Genomic DNA, 21357 nt, shown 5'->3' with positions numbered 1-21357 from the left:
ACATGACGACGCCCCGGAGGTTTCCCTCCGGGGCGTTTTCAGTTCAGGGGATCGGCGCCGGCCTTAGCCGTGACGACGATAGTCCTGACGGTCGTGACGCTCGACCTGGATCTGGCGGCTCAGGCGGTCGAAGCGGGCGTCCAGGTCGGCGCGCTCGCGCATCGACAGGCCGTTCGACCGGCGATAGCTGGCTTCCAGGCGGGCGATCGAGCGGAACTCGCCGCGCAGGCGCATGGCTTCCGAGCGGGTCAGCGAGCCGTTGCGGACGCCCACGTCGATGCGGTGGTCCAGGTTGGCCTGGCGCTGGTTGATCGACTGCCAGGGCTGGGCCTGGGCGGCCAGCGGGGCGGCGGCGACGGTGGCCAGGGCGGCCAGGGCGAGAAGAGTGCGCTTCATGATGTAGTTCTCCGACGATAATCTGTCGGGCGCCCGACGCGTCCGATGGAGGCCATAAAGCGCCACCCTGGCTGAACGTTCCCAGAGGCCGTCGTTGTCTTCCGTTCATGTGGCGGGTTGTCGCGGGGGAGGGCCTTGCGCCGGTGAACGGAACGCCGGCCGGGCCGTTGTCTCCCCGGGCCAAGCTTGTGGCCGCGTTTGGGGCGACGGCGCGTGACCTTGCAGCAGGGACTGTCTTTCGGCCTGATCGGCGCGACCGTGCTGTGCTTCATCTGGGGACGCTGGCGCTACGACCTGATCGCCCTGGGAGCCCTGGCGGTCGGCGTGGTGTGCGGCCTGATTCCGATCAAGTCGGCCTTCGAGGGATTTTCCAACGACATCGTCGTCATCATCGCCAGCGCCTTGGTGTTGAGCGCCGCGATCGCGCGTTCGGGCCTGGTCGACACCCTGATGGCGCCGCTGCTGCCGCATCTGAAGGACGAGCGCACCCAGACGCCCGTGCTGGCGACCGTCACCACCCTGCTGTCGATGGCGACCAAGAACGTCGGGGCCCTGGCGCTGATGATGCCATCGGCCCTGCGCATAGCCCGCAACACCGGGGTGTCGCCCGGTCGCCTGCTGATGCCGATGTCGTTCGGTTCGCTGGTGGGCGGCCTGGCGGTGCTGGTCGGCACCTCGCCCAACATCATCGTCTCCGAAGTCCGGCAGGAGGCGCTGGGCAAGCCTTTCGCCATGTTCGACTTCATGCCGGTGGGCGGGACCCTGTCGGTGCTCGCGATCCTGTACCTCGCCTTCGCCTATCGGCTGCTGCCCAAGGGACGGGCGGCCGCGATCGATATCGACGCGGCCCTCGCGGCCAACGCCTATGTCACCGAGGTCGAGGTCCCCGAAGGCTGGAGCTATGAGCGTTCGCGGGTGGCCGACCTCCAGAAGGCCGCCGGGGAAGCGGTCGCCGTCGTGGCCGTACTGCGCGGCCGCAAGCGCATCGCCTCGCCGCACCCCAACCGCAAGCTCCTGGCCGGCGACGTGCTGCTGCTCGAGGGCCAGCAGCAGGAACTGAACGAACTGATCGTCAAGGCCAGGTTGAAGCTGACCGACGCCGACCGCCCCGTCGTGATGGACGAACCGGCCGACGAGGTTCGGGTGGTCGAGGCGGTGATCGGCGCGGAGTCCGATCTGATCGGCCAGACCGCAAGGGGTCTGACGTTGAACCAGACCTACGGCGTCAACCTGCTGGGCGTCAGCCGGGCGGGCTATCGCATGGCGGGCCGCCTTGCGACGATCCGGATGAAGGCTGGGGACATCCTCGTGTTGCAGGGCGCCGAGCAGTTGCTGCCGAACGCCCTGCAGGCCCTGGGCTGCCTGCCGTTGGCCGAGCGCGAGGTGCGGCTGGGAGGCTTCCGCCACGCTTTGCTGCCGACCGCGATTTTGGCCGTGGCCATGTTGCTGGTGGCGTTCGGCGTGTTGCCCGTGGCCGGCGGCTTCTTCGCGGCGGCGGTCGTGGTGGTCGCCACCGGGGCCCTGCGGATGCGCGAGGCCTATGCGGCGCTGGACGCTCCGGTCCTTGTGCTCGTGGCGGCCCTGATCCCCGTCAGCGACACGGTCCAGGCCAGCGGCGGCACCGACCTGATCGCCGCCTGGCTGTCGGGCGCGTTCCACGGCCTGCCGCCGCTGCTGACGCTGACGGCGATGATGGCGGTGGCCATGGCGGCCACGCCGTTCCTGAACAACGCCGCCACGGTGCTGATCGTGGCCCCGATCGGCCTGGAGTTGGCCAAGCACCTGGGCCTGAGTCCGGATCCGTTCCTGATGGCCGTGGCGGTGGGGGCGGGCTGCGACTTCCTCACCCCGGTCGGTCACCAGTGCAACACCCTGGTGCTGGGGCCGGGCGGCTATCGGTTCGGGGACTACGCGCGGCTGGGCGCGCCGCTCACCGTGCTGATCCTGCTCGTGGCGCCCGCGCTGATCGCCCTGGTCTGGCCGTTCGCGGGCCGCTGAGGCGGATCAGTAGCAGTCTTCCGGATCGAGGATCGGCTCGTCGGCGACCTGGCCGTGGGCGTCGGTGAACACCTGGGCCTTGGCGGTCTCGGCCACGCCGCGCCGTTCCTCGCCCTGATAGTCGTAGTCGATCTTGCGCCGCCGGCAGGGGCCGAAATAGGCGGCGGTGCGCACGAAGTCGCGCGGATTGTTGATCACCTCGTTCAGGCGGTGCAGCACGCCCTTGGCGGTGAGGGGCTTGGCCAGGAACTCGGTCACCCCGGCCATGCGGGCCTCGTCCAGGCTGGCGCGGGTGGCGTGGCCGGTGACCATGATGATCGGCGTGTAGGGATTGTTGCTGGCCGGCGAAGTGCGCACCCAGCGGATGAAGGCCAGGCCGTCGACCGGCTGCATCATCAGGTCGGTGAAGATGATGTCGACCTCGCGCTCGGTCACGATCTTCAGCGCCTCGACGCCATCGCTGGCGACGAAGATCTTGCGGATGCCCAACGACTTCAGGACCGTGGCGATGATCTCGCGCATCGGCTCGTTGTCGTCGATGATGAGCACCGTCAACGGGCGCAGATCAGGCGCGCTCACAGTCATTCCCCCGGAAGTCGCAGCGCCACGATACGCTGCCGCAGGCTTACTTCCGGAGATTGTATCCGTCGTCGTTTAGAAACCGTTGACGGATTGACAAATTGTCGCGGGATTTCAGCCGCTTATGCTTAACGCATCGTACGGTGAAGCTTCCGTTGGGGAAGGCCTAGCGGCGGTCCTGCGGACGGTTGCCGGGGGTGTCGTCGTCCTGCGGCAGCATGCCGCCGCGACCGACGTTGCCCAGCAGCTGTTCGAGGATCGTCATCTCGCGGCCGCGGGTCGGGGTCTCATGGCCGTTGTAGGCGATGACCTTGCCGTCCTTCAGCGTGTAGGTGTCGACCGAGGCGACCTTCTCGTCGGCCGGGTTGAACTTGATCGCCACCACGTCGCGCTTGATCACCCGGGGTTTGTAGAAGGCCACGCGGTCGGTGGTCTGCGAGATGTAGTACCAGGCGTTCTGGTCGAAGGTGGACGTGGCCGAGGGCGAGCCCAGCTTTTCCGTCACGGTCGACTTGCTGTCCTCGCCGATCTTCATGTCGGTCGGCTTGGCTTCGATGGCTTGGAACCCGGAATAGCTCGTCAGCGGCGTGCAGCCTCCGGCGACGACGGCGAGGCCGATGACGGCGGCGGCGAGAACGGCAGGACGAAACATTGAGGCTCCGGAACCTAGACAGGCTGACTTTGACCTATCGCCCGCGCGGGCTTAGTTCAATGGTCCGCGTGGATCGAACGGCTAACTAGTTCCGTGTCGCGGCGAAATCGAGGCGAAGTGATGTTTCTGGACCGGCTGCTCAAACCCAGGCCCGCCAAGGCGGCGGGGGGCAAACTCTATGCCTCGGCGGTGGCGCAGGCCCGATCGGCCGCGTTCTACGCCCGGATGGGCGTCCACGACTCGATGGAAGGCCGGTTCGAGCTGTTCACCCTGCACGTGGCCCTGCTGCTGGAGCGGCTGAAGGGCCAGGGCGAGTCGGCGGCCGAGGTCTCGCAGGAGACCTTCAACGCCTATACGCGCGGCCTGGACGACGCCTTCCGCGAGATCGGCGTGTCCGACACCGCCGTCGGCAAGAAGATGAAGAAGCTGGTCGGCGCCGCCTACGGGCGGATCAAGGCGTTCGACGAGGCGGCCAACGCCTTGCCCGACCGCTCGGTGCTGAGCGCGGCCCTGGCCCGCACGGCGTTCGAGGAGCGCGGCGAGGGCGACTTGGCCGGCCTGACGGACTATGTGGTGGCCGCGCGCGACGGCCTGGCGGCCCAGCCGCTCGAGACCCTGCTGCAAGGAGAGGCCCAATGGCCGAAGGCGTGATCGATCCCTGGCCCAGCGCCGTCTCCCTGGGACGGGTGAGCCGCGGCGGCGTCGATCTGCGATTCGAGCTGGACGAGGCCGCGCGTCGCGAGATCGCCAAGACCCTCGGCCTGGTCGCCGTGGAATCCCTGACCGCCCAGATCTTCCTGCGCCCCTGGATGGACGGCGCCGAGGTTTCGGGCCTGATCCGCGCCCGGGTGACCCAGGTGTGCGGCGTCTCGGCCGACGAGTTCGAGGAGCCGGTCGAGTCGCGGTTCAGCGTCCACGTCCTGCCGGCCGACAGCGAGTACGCGCCCCAGGACGAGGACACCGGCGGCGAGCTGGGCCTGGACCCGGAGGGCGACGATCCGCCCGACGTGCTCGAGGACGAGACCATCGACGTCACCGGCTATGTCATCGAGCACCTGGCCCTGGAGCTGGACCCGTTCCCCCGCAAGCCGGGCGCGGTGTTCCAGCAACCGCCCGAGCCCGTGGACCTTTCGCCCTTCGCGGCCCTGAAAAAGCTGAAGAGCGACCCCGAAGCCGGCGGGGAGGGGGGCTGAAATGGCCCATTCCTTCCGCTTGCGTGATATTACCGCGGCTGTATCGTCCGGCCGCCTGGCCCTCACCTTTGAACGGGCGGTGCGCCGCTTCTGGAGCCGATAGCGCCTCGTGCCTGATTCCGTAGTCATTTCGATCGACGCCATGGGCGGGGATCACGGTCCGTCCGTGATCGTCCCGGCCGTGGCGCTCGCCGCCAAGAGCCTGCCCGACGTCCGCTTCCTGCTGCACGGCGACGAGGTCCAGCTGAACGCCCAGCTGGCCAAGAGCCCCGGCGCCCGCGCCGTCAGCGAGGTGCGCCACACCGACAAGGCCATCTCCATGGAGGAGAAGCCCGCCCAGGCCATGCGCCGGGGCAAGGGCACCAGCCTGTGGAACGCCGTCGAGGCGATCCGGGCCGGCGAGGCCGCCGCCTGCGTCTCAGCCGGCAACACCGGCGCCCTGATGGCGATCTCCAAGCTGATCCTGCGCATGGGGGCCAATCTGGAGCGCCCGGCGATCGTGGCCAGCTGGCCGACCATGCGCGGCGTCTCGGCCGTGCTGGACGTCGGCGCCAACGTCGAAAGCGACGCCAAGCAGCTGATCGAGTTCGCGATCATGGGCGCGGCCTTCCACCACGCGGTGCACGGCTCGGAGCGTCCGACCGTGGGCCTGCTGAACGTGGGCTCCGAGGACCAGAAGGGCCACGAGGAAGTGCGCGAGGCGCACGCCATCCTCAAGGAGACCAAGCTGGACTTCGATTATCGCGGTTTCGTCGAGGGCACCGACATCGCCAAGGGCACGGTCGACGTGGTCGTCACCGACGGCTTCACCGGCAACGTGGCCCTGAAGACCGCCGAGGGCCTGGCCCGCTTCTTCGCCGCCGAGATCAAGACCACCCTGACGTCCGGGCCCCTGGCCATGCTGGGGGCGGTGATCGCCTCGGGCGCGCTGAAGAAGATGCGCCGGCGCCTGGATCCTGGACGAGTCAACGGCGGCCCGCTGCTGGGCCTCAACGGCATCGTGGTCAAGAGCCACGGCGGGGCCGACGCCCTGGGCTACGCCTCGGCCATCCGCGTGGCGGTCGACCTGGCCCGCAGCGACTTCTCGGCCGAGATCGACCGCAACCTGAACCGTCTGACCGAAACCGGCCTCAAAGCCGGTGCAGAAGAAGAAACGGCCGGAGGCGTGTCGGGCGCCGAAGGCCAGGGAGCTTCCGAGTGAGCGTAATTCGTAGCGCCGTCACCGGCGTCGGGGCCTATCTGCCGGACAACATCGTCACCAACGACCAGTTGGCCGAGACCGTCGACACCAGCGACGCCTGGATCGTCGAGCGCACGGGCATCCGCCAGCGCCACATGGTGGCCGACGATCAGCCGGTCTCGGACCTGGCCTTCCGCGCCGCCCAGCAGGCGCTGGAACGGGCCGGCAAGACCGCAGCCGACGTCGACCTGATCATCGTGGCCACCACCACGGCGGACATGACCTTCCCGGCCACGGCCACCATCGTCCAGCGCAAGCTGGGCGCGCCTGTCGGCATCGCCTTCGACGTCCAGGCCGTGTGCTCGGGCTTCGTCTACGCGCTCAGCGTCGCCGACGGCTTCGTGGCCCGAGGCCACGCCAAGTGCGCCCTGGTGATCGGGGCCGAGGCCATGACCCGGCTGATGGACTGGACCGACCGCGGCACCTGCGTGCTGTTCGGCGACGGGGCCGGCGCCGTGGTGCTGGAGCCGCGCGAAGGGCAGGGGACCACGGCCGACCAGGGCGTCCTGGGCTTCGCCCTGCGCGCCGACGGCACCAAGCAGGAGCTGCTCTACGTGGACGGCGGTCCGTCGACCACGGGCACGGTCGGCAAGCTGCGCATGCTGGGCAACCAGGTCTTCAAGCACGCGGTGGTCAACATCTCCGAGGCGATCTTCGCCGCCGCCGAAGTGGCCGGCGTGAGCGTGCCCGAGGTGGACTGGTTCATCCCGCACCAGGCCAACCAGCGCATCCTGGCCGGCGTGGCCCATCGCTGCGGCATCGACGAGGACAAGGTGATCTCGACGGTCGCCCTGCACGCCAACACCTCGGCCGCCTCGATCCCGCTGGCCTTCGCCCAGGGAATCGCCGACGGCCGCATCAAACCGGGCCAGCTGCTGCTGCTCGAGGCGATGGGCGGCGGATTGACCTGGGGCGCCTGCGTTCTCCGGCTTTAAGGCCAAGCTTGGCTGTTTTCGCCCGCTAGCTTGCGCTATCGTCTCAAGTCTTGGCCCTCAGCCTTTGACTCCACGCGATAATCGCGGCATGCAGGTTTGAGTTGATGAGAGCGCGTTGCAGAAACACGGGGCTCCACCCCGTCGGACGAGGGGCGCTCTGGGGTTTGTCAATCAAGCGTAAGGGGGCGTCATGAAAGGCGCGACATTGACCCGGGCCGATCTCTGCGAGGCGGTCCACGAAGAAGTCGGTCTGACCCGGCAGGACTGCGCGGGCCTGGTCGAACGCACCCTGGATCTGGTCGCCGAGGCGCTGGAACAGGGCGAGACGGTCAAGCTTTCCGGTTTCGGCGTCTTCCAGGTGCGCGACAAGCGGGCCCGCATGGGCCGCAATCCCAAGACCGGGGAACCCGCAGAGATCGAGCCCCGCCGGGTGATCGGTTTCCGGGCCTCGCAAGTCATGAAGGCGCGAATCGACCGCGCCTTGGGCGGCTAAGAAGGATTCGATGCGGTGGCGAAGGGGCCCAACGCCTTCCGCACGATTTCCGAAGCCGCCGAGGAGCTGGGCGTGCCACAGCACGTCCTGCGCTTCTGGGAAACCAAGTTCTCGTTCATTCGCCCGATGAAGCGGGCCGGCGGGCGGCGGTTCTACCGCCCGCAGGACATCGCCGTGCTGAGCGGCGTGCGCGCCCTGCTGCACGCCGAGGGCTACACCATCAAGGGCGTGCAGAAGCTGCACCGCGAGCAGGGCCTGACCCATGTGATCGCCGCCGGCCTGGGCGACAACGGCTCGGCCTCGCTGGACGGTCTGGCCGTCGCCGCCATCGTCGATTCGCCGTCGCACGTCGAGCTGGCCGACGAGGCGAGGGGTCGGCTGGTCCTGGCGCTGGACGACCTTCAGGCCGTGAAGGCCCGGCTGGACGGGCTTTTGCGGGGCGCCTGAAGCGCTTTCGAGCGCTGCTCAAAATCCCTCAGGAATCCCATTGCTCCCGGAGAAAGCCGCACCTATAAGGGCGCTCCTTCCGGATCGGAGCGTGGCGCAGCCTGGTAGCGCACTTGACTGGGGGTCAAGGGGTCGCAGGTTCGAATCCTGTCGCTCCGACCATTCCTCCTCGCGAGGATCGGGACCGGAAGAATGGAAAGGCCGCCCTCCGGGGCGGCCTTTTTCGTTGTCCGGTGCGGCTAACACTTGCCCCTACGGATCGCTTCGCGATCGTCTTCCCCCAGAGGGGGAAGAGCCTCGCGCCATGGGCTCCGCCCCCTATGGGGGGGCGGACAGACCGCGAAGCGGTCAGGTGGGGGCAAGTCCGTGAGCCTCAGCGCCCGATCGGCTTGTCCGCCTTGCCCATCCACGACATCAGCGGCATCAGCGGCAGGCCCCAGCCCATGCCCGCGACGACGAAATAGATCAGGTGCACGGCGCGATTGTTCGGCAGGTAGTCGTAGAGGCTGGTGAAGGCCCAGATCCAGGCGGCCAGGAACACCATGATGCCGATCCCGCCGATCAGCTTACGCAGGCGGGCGGGGATGAGGGGAGCGCTCAAGCGGGTCTCCGGAAGATGCTCGAAACAATGCCGAGGACGGCCAGGAAGAAGATCGCGCCCACGCTGGAGACCAGCAGGCTGCCGAGGAAGCCGTCGAACCGGAACTCCAGCCGCTGGGCGATGAACGTTCCGATGAACGAACCGACGACGCCGATCAAGAGCTTGGTGAACAGCGCATGGCGACGCGCCAGCACCAGGTCGGCGACATAGCCGGCCAGGATGCCGATCACCACGGCGACAAAGACGCCAACTCCGCTCATGAACCAACTCCACCCCCGAAACCGCCCCATCATCGCATGCGAGGCCTTACGCGTCATGAGGCCATGGACGCGGGGCGCTGTCAGGCGTACGGCAAGGCTTCGCCGTATTTCGGCCCCCAACTGACGTTTTTACCGGCTGTCATGACGTCCTTCTTGCGTTCCGATCGTTCCAGGCCCGTCGCCATCTGGCTGTTCGCCGTGGCCTTCCTGGTCTTCTGCATGGTGGTGGTCGGGGGCGCGACCCGCCTGACCGACTCCGGCCTGTCGATCACCCAGTGGAAGCCGATCATGGGCGCGCTGCCGCCGATGTCGGACGAGGCCTGGCGGGCCAATTTCGAGCTCTACAAGAAGATCCCGCAATACAGGCTGGTCAACGCCGGCATGACCCTGGAGGCCTACAAGGGCATCTTCTGGTGGGAGTGGGGGCACCGGCTGCTGGGTCGTCTGGTCGGGGCGGCGTTCGCCATCCCGTTCGTGGTCTTCCTGGTCCGCCGGATGATCCCGCGCCGCCTGATCTGGCGCTGCGCGGTGCTGTTCGGCCTGGGCGGGCTGCAGGGCCTGGTCGGCTGGTGGATGGTGTCCAGCGGCCTGTCGGAGCGCGTGTCGGTGGCTCCCGAGCGCCTGGCCATGCACCTGGGCCTGGCCCTGATCCTGTTCGTCGCCCTGGTGTGGACGGCCCTGGACGCCTGGTCGGGCTCGCCGCGCATCGAGGAGCGCACCGACTGGCGCGGCTGGGCCCTGGCCTTCCTGGGCGCGGTGTTCTTCCAGAGCCTGCTGGGCGCCCTGGTGGCCGGCAACGACGCGGGGCTGGTCTATAACGACTGGCCGCTGATGAACGGCGCCCTGGTGCCGGCCGAATACGCCGGCCATGGCCTGTGGGGCACGATCGCCCACAGCCAGGGGGCGGTGCAGTTGCATCACCGGCTGATGGCCTACGCCCTGTTCGTCGCCGCCATCGTCATCGGCGTGGCCGCCGGCCGGTCGCGCCGCCTGCCGCAGGAGGCCAAGACGACCGCCTTCGTGCTGGTCGGGGTGGTCTGCCTGCAGGCGGGGCTGGGGATCTGGACCCTGATGGCCGCGGTGCCCCTGGCCTTGGGCGTGCTGCACCAGGCCGGGGCGGCGATCCTGCTGGCCACGGCCACGACCTTCGCCTGGCGCGTGCGACGGCCCTAGACCCTTTCAGGGCGAGCGCACAACGAACTGTCACGAAACTTCAGCACAGGACGTTCGACGTCCTTGCTGGAGCTTCCCGTGACCCGCGCCTCCCTGTTCCTCGCCGCCGCCCTCATCGCCTTTTCGGCCCAGGCTCAAGCCGCGCCCAAGGCCGCCAAGCCGGCCAAGCCGGCCGTCGCCGCGCCGGTCACCAACGCCGCGCCCGGCGACGCCTACTACCAGGCCGGCCAGGCCGCCTTGGCCAAGGCCCTGACCGTCAATCCGCGCACCGGCAAGGCCAAGAACATCATCCTGTTCCTGGGCGACGGCATGGGCATCTCGACGGTGACCGCCGGCCGCATCTACGAGGGCCAGCAGCGCGGCGTCGACGGCGAGAGCAATTCACTGTCGTTCGAGAAGCTGCCCTGGACCGCGCTGTCCAAGACCTACAGCCACGACACCCAGGTCACCGACAGCGCCGCGGGCATCACCGCCATCACCACCGGGGTGAAGACCCGCAACAAGATCATCGGCCTGACGGGCGCGGCCAAGCCCGAGAGCTGCGCCAGCGAGGCGGGGACCCGCGTCGAGACCATCGCCGAGCTGGCCAAGGCCCACGGCCTGTCGGCCGGCGCGGTGACCACCACCCGCATCACCCACGCCACCCCGGCCGGGACCTACGCCCACACCGCCTATCGCGACTGGGAGGGCGACAGCGACATGCCGGCCGAGGCCCTGTCGGGCGGCTGCGTGGACATCGCCCGCCAACTGGTCGAGGCGCCGGCCGGCGTCCGCCTGGATGTCGCGTTCGGGGGAGGGCGCTCGCGCTTCCTGCCCGAGGCCAAGGACGGCAAGCGCGCCGACGGCCGCGACCTGACCGCCGAGTGGCTCAAGACGCCCGGCGCGGCCTATGTGACCACCGACGCGCAACTGGCGGCCCTGGACCCGGCCAAGACCGGTCCGGTGCTGGGTCTGTTCGCCAACGAGCACCTGCCCTACGAGGTGGAACGTCCGATCCTGGGCGAGGGCGTGCCGACCCTGGCGGCCATGGCCACCAAGGCCGTCGATCTGCTGTCGAAGAACCCCAAGGGCTACTTTCTGCTGGTCGAGGGCGGCAAGATCGACATGGGCAGCCACCTGAACAACGCCAAGCGGACCCTGACCGAGACGGTCGAGTTCTCCAAGGCGGTCCAGGCGGTGCTGGAGAAGGTGAACCTGGACGAGACCCTGGTGATCGTCACCGCCGACCACAGCCACGGCCTGGTGATCTCGGGCTACGCCAACCGCAACGCCCCGATCCTGGGCCTGGCGGGCAACGAGGGCGAACCGATCCTGGCCGGCGACGGCAAGCCCTACACCGTGCTCAGCTTCGCCACCGGTCCCGGCGGTCCGGAAGGCTCGAACCTGCGCGGCGACCCGACCAAGGAAGACACCGACGACGTCGACTATCACCAGAACGCCACCGCCAACCTGCCCAGCAGCGCCCACTCGGGCGAGGACGTGGGCGTGTTCGCCGACGGTCCGGGGGCCTATCTGGTCCACGGCGTGGTCGAGGAGAGCTTCATCTACCAGGTGATGCGCCACGCCTACGGGTTCGACGCCCGATAGGAACCGTCATCCTCGGGCTTGTCCCGAGGACCCCTCTGTCCGCGTCATCATCGACGGCCATTCGGGGCGCTGCGTTCGCGGCGCCCCGTTCTGCGTTTCAGCGGCGGTTGAAACAGGGGGCTCGGGACAAGTCGAGGATGACGGGTCACGATGCGGTATTATGATACCACATCACGAAATCCCTTGTTCCATAAGGGGTTGCGGAGTTTCTTGCGCGCGCATTGTTGACAGGGCGCGAACGCTCCTGTACCTGCCGCCCCTCACGCAGACGGAGCCGCTTCCTTGGCCCCCGACGCACAAGGAATACGGATCAATCCCATGCAAAAGACCACGGCTTCCCTGAAGCCCGCCGAGGTCGAGAAGAAGTGGATCGTGGTCGACGCCCAGGACGCCGTTGTCGGTCGTCTGGCGACGTTCATCGCCATGCGTCTTCGCGGCAAGCACCGTCCCGACTACACCCCGCACGTCGACTGCGGCGACTTCGTCGTCGTGATCAACGCCGACAAGGTGAAGTTCACCGGCAAGAAGCTGGACGACAAGGTCTACTACCGCCACACCGGTCACCCGGGCGGCGTCAAGTCGACCACCCCGCGCAAGCTGCTGGAAGGCCGCTTCCCGGAACGCGTCCTGGAAAAGGCCGTCGAGCGCATGCTGCCCAAGGAAAGCCCCCTGGCGCGCAAGCAACTGACCCATCTGCTCATCTACAACAACGGTGAGCACCCGCACCAAGCGCAAAGCCCGGAAGTCATCGACTTCGCCGGCCGCAACGCCAAGAACACCCGGAGCGCCTAAGTCATGTCTGAAGCTCAAGGCTTTGACGCGCTGGCCAGCCTGTCCAGCAACCCGGAAGCTGCCGCTCCGGCCGAACCCAAGATCGACGCCCAGGGCCGCGCCTACGCGACCGGCAAGCGCAAGAACGCGATCGCTCGCGTCTGGATCAAGCCGGGCAAGGGCTCGATCACGATCAACGGTCGTGACCAGGAAGTCTACTTCGCCCGCCCCGTGCTGCGCATGATGATCGCCCAGCCCCTGGAGGTCACCGACCGCCTGGGCCAGTTCGACGTCGTCGTCACCGTGGAAGGCTCGGGCCTGTCGGGCCAAGCCGGCGCGATCCGTCACGGCCTGTCCAAGGCCCTGACCTACTACGAGCCCGGCCTGCGCCCGGTCCTGAAGCCGCACGGCTTCCTGACCCGCGACAGCCGCGTGGTCGAGCGTAAGAAGTACGGCAAGGCCAAGGCCCGCCGCTCCTTCCAGTTCTCGAAGCGCTAAGCGTTTCGGACCTGCATCCGAAGAAAGAGGCCGCGGTTTCCGCGGCCTCTTTTTTTGCCTCGAACCCGGCCTGCCTAGGCGGGATGGGCCTCGACGCTCTGTCCGACGGCCCGGAAGACCGCGCGTTCCAGTTCGGGGATGTCGAGGAATTCCAGCGACCGGCGATGGTTCCGGATGATGTTCATCTGGGCCAGGCTGCGCATCTCGCGCGTGACCGCCTCGCGATGGGTGCCGATCCGGTTGGCCAGTTCGGCGTGGGTCGGGGCGCGCGGGATCCGCGTCGCGACGGCGCCGTCGCCCCGCGCCATCCGCAGCAGCTCGCAGTGCAGCCGCGCCTGGACGTTCAGGGCGCTCAGCTCGAAGACCCGCTCGGTCAGGCGGCGCACCTCGAGGGCCAGCCGGCGGGCCAGCCAGAGGGCCGCCACGGGCGAGGACTCGACGCAGGCCATGAAGTCCTCGCGGGTCATCATCCGCAGGCGCACGTCCGAGGCGGCCACGACGCTGGCCGACCGCGGCTTGCCGTCCAGGGCCGCCAGTTCGCCGAGGATCGAGCCGGGTCCCAGGTCGCGCACCGAGACCTCGCGCCCGTTGTTGGAATAGAGCAGGACCTGGACCTCGCCCTCGACGACGAACATCACGTCGGTCGCATGCGCGCCGACGCTGAAGATCGTCCGGCCCCTCGGCGCCCGGACGGTCCGCATGCGCGCCTCGACCTGGCTCCGCAGCGTGGGGTCGATCAGGAACAACAGGCCCTGGTCTCCCATCCTCTTCTGCTCGATATCCACCGCCCGCCCTCCAGAAGTGGGTCGAGAATACGCGCTCCGGGCACGGTCTTGCAATCGAAGCGCGTGCTTCGCGCGCGAAAGCTGTGTCCTTGCCTCGGCTGAGGGCGCCGACCGGACTTCTTCGAGAGGTTGCGGTCGCGTGAAAGTCTATGGCGATACTACTTTTAGCTGTGATAGCGTTTCGCCATAGCGAACCTGGGGGGCTAGGGGCGTATGGAGAAGGCGAGCGCATCGTCCGAGCGCAGGATCATCACGGTCCTGGCGGCGGACATGGTCGGGTCCACCCGGCACATCGCCGCCTGTGATCCCGACGAGGCGCAGGCCTTCCTCGACGTCTGGTTCGAGCATGTCAGCGAGGCCGTCGAGCGCGCCGGCGGCCTGCTGGTCCACTACGAGGGCGACGGCGGCATCGCGGTGTTCGGGTGGCCGGGCGCGCTGGAGGATCACGCCGACCGCGCCTGCCAGGCGGCGTGGACCATCGCGCACCCCGTCGTCGCCGCGCCCGGACCGAACGGGGACCCCGTGTTCTTCCGGGTGGGCCTCCATTCCGGGCTGGTCGGCCTGAGGGAGATCCATCGCCACGATCGGCCGCGTTTCGACGTGTCGGGCGCCGTCGTGCACGTGGCGGCCAAGCTGCAGCAACGGGCGGGCAGCGGCCAGGTCCTGATCAGCGGCGAGGCGCTGAACCTGTGTCGGCATCCTGTCGAGGTGGTCCGCGAAACGCGCGAGGAGGCGCTGGGCGAGCTGGGCGTGGACGCCTATCGGCTGGCGGCCCGGCCCGAGCGGCGCGATCCGGGCTCCGTGCCGTTCCGCTATCGCTGGCCCATGGTCGGCCGGGACGGCGAGCTGGCGGCCCTGCGCGAGCTGTTCTCGGCCGGGGGCGCTCGGGCGTCGGCGGCGCTGATCGGCGAGGCGGGGATCGGCAAGACCCGGCTGGCGGCGGCCGCGGTGAACGAGGAGCTCGCGGCCGGGAGCCGGATCCTCACCTTCCAGGGCGACGGCCAGAGGAGCACCACGCCCTTCGCCGCCGCCCGCGAGCTGATCGAGCGCCTCGGCGCCGAGCCGGGCGATCCGACGCGTGGCGGGCTCGACGAGGAGGAGGCGGCCGTCCTCGAGGCCGTCGTCGCGCCGGCTCGCCGCGAAGACGCCCGTCCGCCGGCCCGTTGGACCCCGCTGCAGGTCGCCCGGATCTTCGCCAAGGCGTTCGCCGCCCGGATGGGCGGCGACCCCATTCTGCTGCTGATCGAAGATCTGCATCTGGTCGACGCCGAAAGCCGGCAGTTCCTGAAGCTGCTGGCGACCGAGACCCCGCCGCCCGCCCTGCGGCTGCTCGTGACGGGGCGTCCGGAAGCCTGGAACGACGCGGGCGAGATCGCGTCGCTTGTGCTGCGCCTGGAACCGCTGGGGCGGATGGAGATGAAGGCCCTGGGACGCTGCCTCTGGCCGACCCCGACGGTGTCCGAAAGCTTGCTGGAACAGGTGCTGGACCGTGCGGAGGGCGTGCCCTTCGTGCTGGAGGAGCTGGTCCGTTCGGTGGACGCCGAGGGCGCCGACGCTTTCCGGCGCCTCCCCCAGGGCGTGGAGTCGGCCATCCACGCGCGGCTGCAGCGGGTGTCGCCCCGGGCCAGGGGACTCGCCGAGGCGCTCAGCCTGCTGGGCGAGGAGATCGAGATCGACCTCGCGCGCGAGGTCCTGGGCGCCGATCGGGACGCCTTGCTCGACGACCTGGCCGAGCTGGAGCGCTTCGCGTTCCTGCATCCGGCGACCGGCCAGACCACGCGCTTCCGGCACCAGATCATCGCCGAGTCCTGCGCCAACACGATCAGCCGTTCCCGACGCCGGGACCTGCACCAGGCGGCGCTGGACACGATCCTGGCCCGCGTCGGTCCCGCCCTGGCCGGCCGCTACGAGGGGCTGTCCCTGCACGCCGAGGGCGCGGGCGATGATCGCGCCGCCCTGGACTATCTGTGGGAGGCCGGCCTGGAGGCGCGGCGCAGCGTCGCCGGCGGCTCCCTGAACCTGATCTTCGATCGCGCGGTCCGGGTGACGACGCGCATCGGCGCCGACGCCGAGAACCGCTTCGTCGATTTCGTGCTGATGGTTTGCGCCTCAATGCTGCAGCTGGGCGAGTTCCGGAAGATGAACACCCATCTGCCGCGCGCCGTGCAGGTGGCCCATGCCCGCGGCCGCCCCGACCAGGTCTGCGTCGCGCTCTCCCAGCTGGGCATGCTCTGCTGGTTCGAGGGGCGCTACCAGGAGGGGCTGGACGCCACGACGCGGGGTCTGGAGATGGCGCGGGCCATGGAAGCTCCGGCCCTGATCTTCGCCCACGAGGTGATGGCGACCAACATCCTCCACGACATGGGGCGGGTGGACGAGGCGATCGCGCGGCTGAAGCGGCTGGACGAGATGCTGGTCGGCGACCTGGCGACCGCGCGCCTGGGCGCGCCGGCCCTGCCGCGCGCCACGACCCACGCCTTCCTCAGCTGGTTCATGAACGCCGTCGGACGCTATGCGGAGGGCGTGGACCACGCCGAGCGCGCCCTGGCGATCGCGGTCACCGCCCAGGACGCCTATTCGGAGGTGCTGGCCCGCAGCTCCCTGGGCCGGAACCTGGTGAACCTCGGCCGTGACGCCGAGGCGGCGGAGTGCCTGCACCGGGCGCTCGATCTGGCCGAGCTCAACGGCTACGACGCGATCAAGGCCAACCTGACCGGCGCGCTGGCCACGGCCCTGACCCGCGCGGGCCGGCCCGACCTGGCGATCCAGCGCGTCCAGGCCTGCCTGGCCAAGAATCTGCATCAGCGGACCGGGCAGCTGGAGGTCTACTATCTGCATGTCGGCTACGCCGAGGCCCTGGTGCGGACGGGCGAGGTCGAGCGCGGCCTGGTCGCGCTGGAGCAGGCCCTGGCGATCGCGCGCGCCGTCGACAGCCCCTGTCTGGTGGTCGACGGGCTGGGACTGAGGGCCCGCCTGCTGGCCGAGCTGCGCCCCGGCTCGGACCTCGTCGAGGTCGATCTGGAGGAGCAGCGCGAGATCTGCGCGCGCGCCGGGCTTGTCGCCTGGAAGCCAGGCCCGGCGCGCGCGCGCGCGGTCAGACCGTCGGCGTCGGGGGCGTCGGGGGCGTCACCCGCGTGAACCGCGCGGGAAGGCCGATCGTCACGTTGCCCTTCTTCTCGGGCCTGCCGCCGAGGCCGGCCGGTCTGCGCAGCCGCTTCAGGCGGCCGGCGGCCCGAAGGCATTCCTCGAGCACGATCATCGCCACATTGTCGCGGCCCCAGCACTTGCGGTCGCTGCGGTCGTCGCCGAACAGCAGGTATTTCTTCCAATTCCGGACGGGGCCGGTCGGGTCCACATAGGGGCTGAGCGAGAAGCGCCGGGGGTTCTTGAAGACCTTTCCGTCGAGATTGGCGGCCTGGATCACGCAGCTGACCCATTCGCCGGCCTTGATCTTGGCGCCGCTGCTCAGGGTCGCGTCGGCCACGCAGTAGCGCATCCGGACCGGGGCGTTGGGATTGAGCCGCTCGGCCTCGTAGATCAGCCGCTGGAGGCCGTTGGGCTCGCCCGGTTTCAGCGGGCCGGTCGGCGGGTTCCCTTCGAGCAAGGGCAGCAGGCTGGCCAGGTCGATCCGGAAATCGAACAGGGCGCCCATCACCGACGCGAAGGTGAGCGGAATGGTCGCCATGCTGGTGCCGACGAGCTCCAGCAGGATCGTGGCGGTCTGCCGGTAGTAGAGCTGCTCAGCCGCGCTGCCCGGCGGATAGGCGACCGGGTCGCTGACGGCGTTGTGGACGAAGGCCTCCAGCAGCGTGGCCGGTTCGTCGAGCCGGCCGTTGGCCTGCAGCGCCGCCCGCGCCCGAGCGCCCGCTTCCGCCAGCAGGCCGTCGATGTGCGCGCGCATTTCCAGGCCGGCCTGGTGGGAGAAGGCCCGCAGCATCGCCTGGACCTGCAGGTTGCCGATCAGGTCGGCCAGGATCAGGACCGACCACACCTGGAGCGTGACGGCGGGCGGATGGTCCGGCTTGCCGTTTCGGTCCAGCCAGTCCTCCGGCACCTGGGTGCGGTTGAGCCGCCCGAACGGCAAGGTGTCCACCAGGTCGCTCGACCGGCTCGGGCCCGGCACGCCGAAGACCTTGGCCATGACGGCGTAGGTGGCCGGCGCCGCGAGGTCCTTGACCAGATCGAGCCGTCGGGCGTCGCCGATCCCGTCGATCGCCGCGCTCAGCGCCGCCTGGGCGCTTTCCCGCAGAAGGGCGGGCAGGCTCGTCTGTTGGTTCGCGAAGCTGGTCCCCAATCGGCCCCAAGCCTGCCGCAGCAGGCGCGTCAGCTGCTCGCGACTGCTCGGCGTGGGATCGGCCGTGTCCGTGGCGACCAGCATGTCCTCGCCCGCGATCACCTGGGCGGCCTCGCGATAGTGCCGGACCGAGAAGTCCTGTCCGTCGCCGCGCAGGATCTTCACGACATCGCCGTGCCGGGCGACGAAGACCATCGTGCTGGGGCCGTCGGGGTCGGGCGAGGCGATGCGAAGGCGAGGGGCTTGGCCTTTCCCGAACCCGAGGCGCTTCAGCCGCCTGGACGTGAACAGGCCAGGGGTGTCGCAATCGCCCAGGGCGTACCCGTCATAGGGCAGTTCCTGCGGCTGCGGCGCGAAGGTTTTCCCCTCCGCCAGGGCCTTCACCACCGGCACGCCCGGCGCGAAGAAATAGTCTCCGCCTCGGGTGACCACGAAGCGGCGCAGACGGGTGACGGGGGCTACGGCGCCGGCTTCCAGGAAGCTGTCGCCCTCCCGACCGTTGTGGGATCCCAGGACCGGGCAGCGGCCGAGGCCGGCCTGGCCCAGGAACTCGCCGCCGTTCATCCATTCGGACTGGATGACCTCGAACTGCACGTCGATCCGGGCGTTGGCGGCGACGAACAGCAGGCCGCGCCGTTCGTCGGTCTTCGTCACGTCCGGCGGGAGGAGGGGGCCTCCATAGCTGATCGACCGTCGGAGGATGCGGTGACGGCTGGCCGCCTCCCGTCCGCCGATGTCGCGCGGATTGGTGCGCCGGATATGGGCGCCGAGGGGGCACTTGCGCCCGTCCGGATCGCCGACGGCGTAGCGGAAGTCGTTGAGCCGGGCTTCCGTCAATCCGGCGGCGTCGGGCGCGCCGGGAGAGAGAACGAGCGGCGTGCCGTCGGGCCAGCGGCCCATCATCTGGGCGGCCAACTTCGCCTGGGCGCTGGTGTCGCCCGGTCGCTGCGTGGCGAGGAAGGCGCGGAAGTCGACCACGTCCTGCTCCAGCTTGCGGAAGACCAGGAACGTCGAGCCGGCGCGCAGGTCGGCGCTGATCGGCAGTTGGTGCAGCGCGCCTTTCTCGTCGGGTTGGTCGAGGAAGATCTCGCCCGGCTCCACGGACTTCCAGGTCCGGTTCGGAAGCGGTCGTCCTCCGCCGGGCGGCGTCGGCGCCAGGCCCAGGTCGACGAAGGGCTGGCTCAGGCCGTCACGGAAGCCGAAGTGCTCCACGCGGGGCTCCTGGGTAAGCGGAACGTCACCCGGCACCGTGTAGGGGTCCTGGCCCAGTTCGACGTGGACGATCTCCATGCCCAGGCTGCGGAAGAGCAGCGACATCCAGTAGCGGAGCTTCTCGCCATGCCCGTCGGCGGGGTCGTTGAACGCGGCGACGTCGTTGCGGACCGCCTTCCAGAAGACCTCGTCCAGGTCGCCCTGGGGAAAGCCGCCGCCGCCCGAGAAGTAGCCGTGGATGCTGGGCAGCCCCAGTTCGCCTTCCCACTGGTCCGGGTCGCTGGGCCCGGTGTCGTGCAGGCGGGCGGCGCGGGCGGCCATGCCTTCCTTGAAGGCTTCGGGAAAGGACGCCAGCGTCACGGGGTCCAGTTGCAGCGCCGTCAGGCCCGAGAGGGTGAAGGCCAGGTTCACCGGCAGGGGGCGGTCGGCCGGGCCGTCGTCGACGCCGCCGACTTCGCCTCGCAAGGCGGCCCGGCTTTCATCCTTGTCCGGGGCGAGCGAGAGGCCGGCCTGCCGCAGGACCTCGAACAGGGTCAGGGTCGGCAACGAGCCGATCTGGGCCTCGGCCTTCCGACAAGCGGCCAGCAGGGCCGCCCTGTCGGCGACCGGTCCGCCGGCCATCTGGGTGATCAGCGTCATGCCGTCCAGGATCTCGCGGGGCGTCAGCCTGCCGTCCTTGAAGCTCTTGTCGACCCAGGCGAGCAGCGGGTCGTTGGTCGGCGCCCCGCCCGTGGCCGTCGCCTTGAGCGACGTGGCGCCGGCCATCTCGCGAAGCCGGTTGAGCAGGGGGGCGGCGTCGGCGCAGGCGATCAGCTTCAGCCAGTCGCGGAAGACGTCGACCGACCTTGGTTCGTCGTCGCGCTGATGGGCGTGCAGCAGGGCGGGATGGGCGAAGTCCAGCCACAGGGCTTCCTGGTGGGCGGCCTTGTCCGGGCAGGTCTCGATGCGCGTCTTGGTCGCCTTGATCTCGTCGTCGTCCAGGATGCGGAAGAAGAAGAACAGCAGCCAGTCGCGCGGCTTCTTGCCGGGGCGCTTGGCGGGACGCAGGAGGTTGGCCTGGACGTCCTTGCTGGTGTGTCGGTCGATCGGAATGGCTCCATCGGCGCTCATGGCCGGCCCCCTTTTGTTGGATCAGCTTTGGCGGAACAGTCCGCTGGGCGTCGGAAAATCGTGGGCGATCTGCTGGTTTTCGCGCAGGAAGGCGTCGAACAGGGCGTCGAGATTGGCGGCCTGGCCGCCCTGGGCCGGCCTCACCTGGGCCACGAAGGCGTCGAAGCGCTGCTTGAACGCCTCCAGATGCTTGATCCGCGCGACGCTGAGGTCCGAATAGGCCGCGTAGAACAGGCTGGTGTTGATCTGATAGCGCCGGACCCACAGCCAGAACTTCTCGAAGTCCCTCGTCCTCGGGAAATCCTCGCAGTTCTCGAAGATGAGATCGAAGGCGTCGGCCAGGTATTCGGCGATGTCGCGCATATAGACCCGGAGGTCGCCGTCGAATTCGACCTGGGTCAGGAGGAAGCTGTTGAATTCCGAGGACGCCGGCGCGGTCGGAGGGCTGGAGGGCCGCGCCAGGGTGAGGAATTCGTCGAACGGCTCGGGGACGACACCCGGGATCACCGTGCTCGGAGATGTCGCCACGGGCGTCGGCTGGTTCGGACCCGCGACCGCGGGCGGGGCGGGCATGTTGAAGTAGCGGACATCCTTCACCGAGGAGCCGACCAGATACTGCTCGGGCCGCAGGATCGTCAGTCGGCCGAAATGGATGGCCGGGACGCGGTTGAGGTCGATCGGGAAGCCCTGGCGGTGCCGCTCGGCCAGGCCGTCGATCAGCGAACGCAGCCGCTCCTCGTAGGTTCGGCGCTCGTTCGGCACGCAGCCCTTCTTGATCGGCGACAGCACGGCGATCTCGGACATGCCGCCGATGGTCTTGGACACGGCCCAATTGAGCCGGCCGCCTCGGGTTCCGGGTTGCCTCATGTTCAGTCCCCCTTTTCGCGCAACGTTCCTGTGAAGCTTTCTGCAACCTTAGGGATTCTATAGGAACGCCGCACCCTTGAGATGGCGCTCCGCCGAAGAGCCGTCTTCAGATCGGAGCCCCCTCCGCCGCGACCTTGCGCCTCGTCCGGAAGCTTCGCGGTGCCAGGGCTCACGGCGCGTGTGTGAGATTCACCACGGTCGCCGGGCCGCGGCTCGCCGCCCTCCACCTCGGGCGTCGGACGTGTTTTCAAAGATTTGCATCAATT

The 21357-nt window shown here is 69.1% G+C and carries 20 protein-coding genes and 1 tRNA gene; 13 read left to right on the top strand and 8 right to left on the bottom strand.

Annotated elements, in window-relative coordinates; translation table 11 throughout:
* Positions 1-63: 63 nt before the first annotated feature.
* Positions 64-396 carry a hypothetical protein gene (locus tag BR39_RS0119290; protein WP_029915206.1) on the bottom strand — a complete coding sequence of 111 codons (333 nt, stop codon included), beginning with the start codon at positions 394-396 and terminating at the stop codon, positions 64-66.
* 213 nt (positions 397-609) lie between these two features.
* Here BR39_RS0119290 and BR39_RS0119285 point away from each other — a divergent pair, with 213 nt between their 5' ends.
* Positions 610-2394, top strand: a complete 1785-nt coding sequence (locus tag BR39_RS0119285; RefSeq protein ID WP_029915204.1) for an SLC13 family permease — start codon at positions 610-612, stop codon at positions 2392-2394.
* 6 nt (positions 2395-2400) lie between these two features.
* Here the strand turns inward: BR39_RS0119285 and BR39_RS0119280 are convergent, their stop codons facing one another.
* Positions 2401-2973 carry a response regulator gene (locus BR39_RS0119280; RefSeq protein WP_156035833.1) on the bottom strand — a complete coding sequence of 191 codons (573 nt, stop codon included), beginning with the start codon at positions 2971-2973 and terminating at the stop codon, positions 2401-2403.
* A gap of 166 nt (positions 2974-3139) precedes the next feature.
* Entirely contained in the window at positions 3140-3625 is a 486-nt protein-coding gene (locus tag BR39_RS0119275; RefSeq protein ID WP_029915199.1) for an outer membrane protein assembly factor BamE, read from the bottom strand.
* 120 nt (positions 3626-3745) lie between these two features.
* Between BR39_RS0119275 and BR39_RS0119270 the strand changes: the two genes are divergently transcribed.
* From BR39_RS0119270 to BR39_RS0119240, 7 genes are all read left to right on the top strand, one after another.
* The gene (locus BR39_RS0119270; RefSeq protein ID WP_029915197.1) at positions 3746-4276 is read left to right on the top strand and encodes a ubiquinol-cytochrome C chaperone family protein; all 531 of its coding nucleotides are present in this window, start codon (positions 3746-3748) and stop codon (positions 4274-4276) included.
* The gene (locus tag BR39_RS0119265) at positions 4261-4818 is read left to right on the top strand and encodes a DUF177 domain-containing protein (RefSeq protein ID WP_029915195.1); all 558 of its coding nucleotides are present in this window, start codon (positions 4261-4263) and stop codon (positions 4816-4818) included. Before BR39_RS0119270 ends, BR39_RS0119265 begins: the two co-directional genes overlap by 16 nt.
* Positions 4819-4927: 109 nt before the next feature.
* Positions 4928-6019, top strand: a complete 1092-nt coding sequence (gene plsX / locus BR39_RS0119260) for a phosphate acyltransferase PlsX (protein ID WP_231499511.1) — start codon at positions 4928-4930, stop codon at positions 6017-6019.
* Positions 6016-6993: a beta-ketoacyl-ACP synthase III gene (locus BR39_RS0119255; protein ID WP_029915191.1), complete on the top strand. Its 978-nt coding sequence runs from the start codon at positions 6016-6018 to the stop codon at positions 6991-6993. Before plsX ends, BR39_RS0119255 begins: the two co-directional genes overlap by 4 nt.
* 190 nt (positions 6994-7183) lie before the next feature.
* Positions 7184-7486 (top strand): integration host factor subunit alpha, encoded by a 303-nt coding sequence (locus tag BR39_RS0119250; protein WP_029915189.1) that lies wholly within the window; start codon positions 7184-7186, stop codon positions 7484-7486.
* A 15-nt stretch (positions 7487-7501) separates the two neighbouring features.
* Entirely contained in the window at positions 7502-7933 is a 432-nt protein-coding gene (locus BR39_RS0119245) for a MerR family transcriptional regulator (protein ID WP_029915187.1), read from the top strand.
* An 85-nt stretch (positions 7934-8018) separates the two neighbouring features.
* Positions 8019-8095, top strand: a tRNA-Pro gene (locus BR39_RS0119240).
* Between the two features lie 211 nt (positions 8096-8306).
* On the opposite strand, the gene BR39_RS0119235 is transcribed toward BR39_RS0119240, so the two are convergent.
* Together BR39_RS0119235 and BR39_RS0119230 are read right to left on the bottom strand one after the other, a co-directional pair.
* Positions 8307-8534, bottom strand: a complete 228-nt coding sequence (locus BR39_RS0119235; RefSeq protein WP_029915185.1) for a DUF2842 domain-containing protein — start codon at positions 8532-8534, stop codon at positions 8307-8309.
* A complete protein-coding gene (locus tag BR39_RS0119230) occupies positions 8531-8794 on the bottom strand; it encodes a GlsB/YeaQ/YmgE family stress response membrane protein (protein ID WP_029915183.1) in 264 nt (87 codons plus the stop codon). Before BR39_RS0119230 ends, BR39_RS0119235 begins: the two co-directional genes overlap by 4 nt.
* Positions 8795-8935: 141 nt before the next feature.
* Between BR39_RS0119230 and BR39_RS0119225 the strand changes: the two genes are divergently transcribed.
* The 4 genes from BR39_RS0119225 to rpsI all read left to right on the top strand — a co-directional run bounded on the left by BR39_RS0119225 (position 8936) and on the right by rpsI (position 12823).
* On the top strand, positions 8936-9967 hold the full coding sequence (locus BR39_RS0119225; protein WP_029915181.1) for a COX15/CtaA family protein: 1032 nt from the start codon (positions 8936-8938) through the stop codon (positions 9965-9967).
* Between the two features lie 78 nt (positions 9968-10045).
* The gene (locus BR39_RS0119220; protein ID WP_029915179.1) at positions 10046-11554 is read left to right on the top strand and encodes an alkaline phosphatase; all 1509 of its coding nucleotides are present in this window, start codon (positions 10046-10048) and stop codon (positions 11552-11554) included.
* 318 nt (positions 11555-11872) lie between these two features.
* The gene (gene rplM / locus BR39_RS0119215; protein WP_029915178.1) at positions 11873-12346 is read left to right on the top strand and encodes a 50S ribosomal protein L13; all 474 of its coding nucleotides are present in this window, start codon (positions 11873-11875) and stop codon (positions 12344-12346) included.
* A 3-nt stretch (positions 12347-12349) separates the two neighbouring features.
* A complete protein-coding gene (rpsI, locus tag BR39_RS0119210; RefSeq protein ID WP_035018686.1) occupies positions 12350-12823 on the top strand; it encodes a 30S ribosomal protein S9 in 474 nt (157 codons plus the stop codon).
* Positions 12824-12897: 74 nt separating this feature from the next.
* Here the strand turns inward: rpsI and BR39_RS0119205 are convergent, their stop codons facing one another.
* Positions 12898-13587: a Crp/Fnr family transcriptional regulator gene (locus BR39_RS0119205; RefSeq protein ID WP_051695911.1), complete on the bottom strand. Its 690-nt coding sequence runs from the start codon at positions 13585-13587 to the stop codon at positions 12898-12900.
* Positions 13588-13821: 234 nt separating this feature from the next.
* On the opposite strand from BR39_RS0119205, the gene BR39_RS0119200 reads away from it, so the two are divergent.
* Positions 13822-16746: an AAA family ATPase gene (locus BR39_RS0119200; protein ID WP_029915172.1), complete on the top strand. Its 2925-nt coding sequence runs from the start codon at positions 13822-13824 to the stop codon at positions 16744-16746.
* On the opposite strand, the gene BR39_RS0119195 is transcribed toward BR39_RS0119200, so the two are convergent.
* A complete protein-coding gene (locus BR39_RS0119195) occupies positions 16703-20224 on the bottom strand; it encodes a cytochrome P450 (protein WP_029915169.1) in 3522 nt (1173 codons plus the stop codon). The genes BR39_RS0119200 and BR39_RS0119195 overlap by 44 nt on opposite strands.
* Positions 20225-20245: 21 nt before the next feature.
* The gene (locus BR39_RS0119190; protein ID WP_029915162.1) at positions 20246-21049 is read right to left on the bottom strand and encodes a hypothetical protein; all 804 of its coding nucleotides are present in this window, start codon (positions 21047-21049) and stop codon (positions 20246-20248) included.
* Positions 21050-21357: the final 308 nt, after the last annotated feature.

Origin of the sequence: Caulobacter sp. UNC358MFTsu5.1, assembly GCF_000712075.1 — a bacterium.
Taxonomy (GTDB): domain Bacteria; phylum Pseudomonadota; class Alphaproteobacteria; order Caulobacterales; family Caulobacteraceae; genus Caulobacter.
The sequence above is the reverse complement of the archived record's forward strand: the minus strand, read 5'-3'. Positions and strand labels throughout refer to the sequence as shown.